At 44.4% G+C, this 5,771-nt stretch carries 7 protein-coding genes and 1 pseudogene; 4 read left to right on the top strand and 4 right to left on the bottom strand.

The window, feature by feature from the left end; all coding sequences use genetic code 11:
- Window positions 1-188 (bottom strand): DEAD/DEAH box helicase family protein (locus VB714_RS20615; protein ID WP_323226566.1); only part of this gene is annotated, 188 nt, incomplete at its 3' end.
- Between the two features lie 149 nt (window positions 189-337).
- On the opposite strand from VB714_RS20615, the gene VB714_RS20610 reads away from it, so the two are divergent.
- Entirely contained in the window at window positions 338-772 is a 435-nt protein-coding gene (locus VB714_RS20610; RefSeq protein WP_323226565.1) for a GNAT family N-acetyltransferase, read from the top strand.
- A gap of 33 nt (window positions 773-805) precedes the next feature.
- Here VB714_RS20610 and VB714_RS20605 read toward each other — a convergent pair whose 3' ends face one another.
- On the bottom strand, window positions 806-1,507 hold the full coding sequence (locus tag VB714_RS20605; protein WP_323226564.1) for a C40 family peptidase: 702 nt from the start codon (window positions 1,505-1,507) through the stop codon (window positions 806-808).
- A 46-nt stretch (window positions 1,508-1,553) separates the two neighbouring features.
- Between VB714_RS20605 and VB714_RS20600 the strand changes: the two genes are divergently transcribed.
- Together VB714_RS20600 and petE are read left to right on the top strand one after the other, a co-directional pair.
- Window positions 1,554-2,504: a serine hydrolase gene (locus VB714_RS20600; protein ID WP_323226563.1), complete on the top strand. Its 951-nt coding sequence runs from the start codon at window positions 1,554-1,556 to the stop codon at window positions 2,502-2,504.
- Between the two features lie 316 nt (window positions 2,505-2,820).
- Entirely contained in the window at window positions 2,821-3,207 is a 387-nt protein-coding gene (gene petE, locus VB714_RS20595; RefSeq protein ID WP_323226562.1) for a plastocyanin, read from the top strand.
- Between the two features lie 115 nt (window positions 3,208-3,322).
- Here petE and VB714_RS20590 read toward each other — a convergent pair whose 3' ends face one another.
- Window positions 3,323-4,372: an S-layer homology domain-containing protein gene (locus VB714_RS20590; RefSeq protein ID WP_323226561.1), complete on the bottom strand. Its 1,050-nt coding sequence runs from the start codon at window positions 4,370-4,372 to the stop codon at window positions 3,323-3,325.
- Window positions 4,373-4,466: 94 nt separating this feature from the next.
- Window positions 4,467-5,459, bottom strand: coding sequence for a 7,8-didemethyl-8-hydroxy-5-deazariboflavin synthase subunit CofG (cofG, locus tag VB714_RS20585; protein ID WP_323226560.1), 993 nt, complete (start codon window positions 5,457-5,459; stop codon window positions 4,467-4,469).
- A gap of 129 nt (window positions 5,460-5,588) precedes the next feature.
- On the opposite strand from cofG, the pseudogene VB714_RS20580 reads away from it, so the two are divergent.
- Window positions 5,589-5,771: pseudogene (locus tag VB714_RS20580) on the top strand (photosystem II q(b) protein); the annotation flags it as partial.

Raw genomic sequence — 5,771 nt, 5'->3', positions numbered from 1 at the left:
TGTGCCAGGACGAGGGTAGCTTTGCCCATATTGGCGATAACATGGGCGATCGTGAAGGTTTTCCCAGTTCCCGTCGCACCGAGAAGCGTTTGCATTTGATGTCCTTCTCGTACACTTTCAGTTAATTGCGCGATCGCACGAGGTTGATCTCCAGTAGGTTCAAAGGGTGCTTTGAGATGAAAGGTCATAGGACAGAATTTTGAGGCATTTGAGGTAATATTCTATCGTAACAGACAAAGATACTAGAAGGTGCAAGCATTACACCTCTACTGTGATAAAATAAAAAATGAATATTTATTGAGTTCGGCGATCGCAATTATTTTGGATTAATTGAAAAATGTTAATTCGAGAAGCAATAATAGATGATGCACCCATAATAGCGATTCTGCTCGACCAACTTGGTTATCCGAACGCAGAAGCATTTATTATTACTAAAGTACACCAACAACTTTCCCATCCCGATACTTTGCTCTTAGTTGCAGAGAAAGATAAACAAGTTTTGGGTTTCATCAATCTGCATTTTATCCCTCAACTCGCTTTAGGGGGAGATTTTTGTCGAATTAGTTACTTTTGTATCTCTGAAAATGCGAGAGGTTTGGGACTGGGTAGGAAATTGCTTGAACGTGCAGAGACAGAAGCAAAAGCAAGGGGATGCGATCGCCTAGAAGTGCATTGCCATTCGCGACGCAAATTAGCACACCGATTTTACAGGCAACAAGGCTACCAAGAATCACCAAAATATTTGCTAAAAATGCTTCCTGGCTCGAATTAAGGGCGATTTATCTGGCTGCTTCTGGCATTGAACTTAACTAATCATAGGGCATTGATAATTACTCATAACTCGTCCCGCACAAAACAAATATTGATAGTAAGTATGAGCAATTTTTCCACCATCCGACGAGAGAGGGTCAATGCCAATCCCATTACGTCCCTTATCTCGACCTGAACTGTGGATGTATTGACCCTTGCCTAAATAAAGTGCAACATGATTTACTCGTTTAGTTTCTTTAAAAAAGATTAAATCTCCCGGTAATAATTCCTCGAAAGAAACTTTCTCCGTAAATGCTTCTTGTTGATAGGAATCTCTAGGTAGCCAGATTCCAGAAGCAGCAAAAGCAGCCTGCATTAACCCAGAACAATCATAATTAGGAGATACAGTTCCTCCCCAAAGATAATAATGGTAGATTGTCATCGCGGCTTTTGTAAATGCGATAATATCAGGAATGCGAACTTCGATCTCTTTTCGGGAAACTGAAACAGAACGATAAGGAGAGGGTGCTGGGTAAAGGCGATCGCAGCATTTAGAGGGCAACCAAGCCTTATAATTATCCTCGCACAAGCGCACCTCCAAGGCAGCATCTTTTTGCTGTAGCACCTGCAAATGTCTTCCTTTTGCAGCTTGCGTCGCTAAATCATCACACCGAGGAGAAGTATAGAGATCGAGATTAGTTTTACACAAATATTCACCACTAGCCGAAGCGGGAAGATAAAAAGGAAACTCAGACATACTTAATTAGTTGATAATTGATAGTTGATAGTTGATAATTAAACCAATGGCTTTCTTTGAAAAAAACGAACAACTCGAACAAATCGGCTCGGAAATTTTAGAGGCAACATGGCAGAAATTTCCCAGTTTAGCTCGCAATCAAATTGCCCTAACATGGATTGTTTATGATGCTCCCGTATTCGTCAATACTGGAGGGGCTATTTCTCATGAAGAATTTTGGCACTATCGGGTCCGAGGATTCAGCTATCGGGGAGTAGAAAGGATTTATCCTGCCAGCATCATAAAATTGTTTTATTTAGTGGCAATTCTGGAATGGCTAGAAAAAGAGATGGTGAATGGATCGCCAGAACTCGATCGCGCTATTCGGGATATGATTACAGACTCCAGCAATGATGCCACCAGTTTAGTTGTAGATATGTTAAGTGGGACAACAAGCGGTCCAGAAATTTCCGCAGAACCCTTTACCACCTGGCAATATCAGCGCAATATTGTTAATCGTTACTATCAATCTTTAGGCTGGCAAGAACTTGAAAGTATTAATGTCAATCAAAAAACCTGGGGAGATGGTCCTTACGGTAGAGAACGAGTGTTCGTAGGAGAACTACTGGACAATCGGAATATGCTGACCACAAACGCCTTAGCACGTTTATTCCACAGTATTGTCGGAGGGGTAGCCGTGTCCAGCGATCGCTGTAAAACCATGATGAAACTCCTACATCGCAGTCTCGATCCCGTGGAGTTATTACCGGGAGAGGAAAACCAAGTGCAAGGATTTTTAGGGGAAGGTTTGCCCCCGCAAGCACAACTTTGGTCAAAAGCAGGATGGACTTCTCGGGTGCGTCACGACTGTGCTTATATTGAAGTGCCGACGATTCAGCCTTATCTTTTAACCGTCTTTACCGAAGGGACAGCACAAGCGCAAAATCGCGAGTTACTGCCCTTTGTATCAGCACAAATCCTAGCCGCAATTCAAGCAGGGAAAACCATGATGATTTAGGGCGATCGCCAATTTTCAGAAACCAGATATGCAAATATCTGGTCTCCAAAGCCCTCGACTAGATCAATCCAGCAGCACGGAATCCCTTATAAAGACCAAATGCCGTTACAGTCAAAGCGCCTAAAATGCCCACATAAGCAACTACAGCCATTGAGAATCTCCTTGTTGTTCAACGAATTATTATCAATTATCAATTATTAATGAACAATTATCAATGATGGAAGCCACGAGAGGATACTGAAGGGAAGAATCAATCTTGCCGTACCCAATCGGTTAAAATACTTCCAGATTGTCTTGAGATATTATTTTTTTAATCGTGATTAAGAAACTGGGATTATTTCTGTCTATTATCTTGTTTGCGTGCATAACCTTTGCTATTACTGCGATTCCGGCTGCGGCTGCAACCTATACAGTCAAAATGGGAGCAGATAATGGGGTGCTTAAATTTGTTCCCGAGACTCTCCACATCAAACCAGGAGATACGGTGAATTTTGTCATGAATAAATTGGCACCTCACAATATTATTTTCAATAAAGGACCCGATGGCGCAAATTTAGACGATCTTTCCTCAACTAAGTTATTATTTTCCCCAGGACAGACTTATTCCACAACTTTTCCGCAAGATACACCTTTGGGAGTTTATCAATATTACTGTCAACCTCATCGAGGGGCTGGAATGCTTGCCAGTATTATTGTTGAGTAATGAGATAACTTTCATTATATCCTGAAAAGATCGCCTTGGTCAAGCCATTGGGACTTACAGAGAAACAGCGAGACCGTCTCGCTGTTTCTCTGAATAGTGATTTGATATTTAACAATTATTGCCGATTACCGGGAACCCGTCCACCTTCGTCATTACTTCCCCCATGAGGGCGAGAATTGCCGGGATCGCATCCTTCGGAACCATTGCCAATCCCTTGATTGCAATTTTGCCGATCGCGGGGTGACGAGGAACTAGCAGGGGTTGTTGTGCTGCGATTGGTCGTCGGGAGGGAAATCCCCTCTACTCCTTCGAGATTAATCGCGTAGGGAGAAGCGATCGCCTCGACTTTGCCAGAACTCACTAAAGCCTGGTAAAGATAGGCAGCAACGTCGGCACGAGTGGCAACTTCAGTGAGATTCAGCGATCGCACATTGGGATAGTTGACCAGCATTCCTCGCATTGCCGCGATCGCCACAACGGATCGGGCTTCCGAGGGAATCAGGTTGGCATCATTGAAGAGGCCGAGAATTTTGGACAAAACCTCGGGGCTACTATCATAGGAATAGCCCAATCCTTGCGTTAAGGCGGTGAGAACATCCAAACGAGTCATGGATCGATTGGGGTCAAATTGCCCGCCCAGTGAGGACAGAAAGCCCATTTTGTAAGCATTTTGAGTCGCTTGGTAAGCCCAGTGGTTGCTGGGGACATCACTAAAGGCGATCGCGTCACGACTGGGGGTGCGATCGCTAAAGGCTTTGGAGATCATGGCCGCAAATTGGGCGCGAGTAACGTTATTTTCAGGCAGAAAGCGACCGTTGGGAAAGCCTTTAATAACACCAGATTCGAGCAGTTGACTGATAAAATTTGCCGCCCAATAAGTCGTTGTCAAATCCTGAAATTGGGCGAGTTGATAGGAAGAATCGATCGCCATACCCGAGTTAGAAAACTCTAAGGCTGAGTCGTTGAAGTCAAAAGAGGGGAAAACGGAAGTTTCTTCGAGAGTAGCGAGGGTAAAGTCGCGATCGCTTTGGCTAACTTGGGGAGTGTCAGGGTTTTCCGTAGGAAGTGCTTGATAAGCCATTGCAGCAGGAATAGCAATGGTACTGGTGAGAATTGCGCCTGCGGTAGCACGAGTGATTAACTTTATCCGATTTGTCTGTTTCATAGGGAGAGTTTTCCTTCCTTGCACAACATCAATCCCCTATACAACAGAAATGCGATCGATCCGGTGAATAATGAAGGAGTTTCAAAAAAGTTTTTTAACTACGGTGAGAGTTATTAAAAATGAGGTTTTTGCTATTTAATTTCAACTCCGGCAAATTTGCGATCGCCTGCTGCAATGGCAAAGAAAGCCAGTCATAATATTGAGGATAAACGGGCAAACGGGGAAGAAAGTTCCATCCCGCAGGCTCAATAATTTGAGCGAGAAATTCTGGCGTAGGATGGTCGTAGTCGGGATTGACTTCATCTTTCGGACTAATTCCCCCTAAATCCCTCGCCCCAGCCTCCAAACACGCCAATAAAAAGTGAGCATCGGCAACTAAATTAGGAGGAATTTGAATTGTTATCGTTGCGGGGAGAATTTCTTTAGCCAAGGCGATCGCCGCTAACAAATCATCGCCTTGTAATGCTCCTGCTTCGTAACTCTGCCGATTTCCCGGACTATGGGGCTGTAGAATTACCTCTTGAATGTGCCCGTATTTTGCTTGCAGGGAGGCGATCGCCAGCAAACTCTCTCGCCAATCTGCCCGCGTTTCCCCCAGTCCTAATAATAACCCCGTTGTAAAGGGAATCCGTAACTCTCCCGCCCAAGCTAACTGTTGCAAGCGGACTTCAGGCACTTTACTGGGGGCGAATTTATGGACAGTTTGCAATAATTTTGGCGTAACCTGTTCCAGCATCAACCCCATCGATACATTAACTTCCTGTAACTGTGCCATTTCCACAAAACTCAACGGACCTGCATTCGTATGGGGCAAAAAACCCAGAGAAAGCGCTAAATTACATAGATCGTAAAGGCGATCGCACCACTCCTCCCGACGCAAACTGTGCGGATGTACCTCGCCACTCAAAATGAGAATCTCCACCGTCCCCGTCTCCCGAAGACCTTGCAAAATTGTCTCTGCTTCCCGCAACGTCAACCAATCATCCTGCCCCGGATCGGCTCGAAAATTGCAGTAACTACAGCGATTAAAGCATTCATACGTTGGCACGAGGGTGTATGCCGGGCTGTAGGTGACAGTTCGATTCATAATTTTCTCTTATCGGCAAGGTAGAAAATCTTGATGAGAATATTGTTTACGAAACGTAACAAGTAGAGCTACTATTAAATCAATGAAGTCAAACAACTTCAGAATTCATTCTTGCAATAATCATAACCAATGACTACAACAGTACAAACTCAACAAAGCGCGTCTTTGTGGGAACGTTTCTGTCAGTGGATTACCAGCACCAATAACCGCATTTATATCGGTTGGTTCGGTACCCTGATGATCCCCTGCCTGCTCACCGCAACCACCTGCTTCATCATCGCTTTTGTCGCAGCTCCTCCCGTGGTCGATGTC

It is taken from the genome of Spirulina sp. 06S082, assembly GCF_034932145.1.
Taxonomy (GTDB): Bacteria; Cyanobacteriota; Cyanobacteriia; order Cyanobacteriales; family Spirulinaceae; genus CCY15215.
Note: the sequence above shows the minus strand (reverse complement) of the source record. Positions and strands in the feature narration are given on the sequence as shown.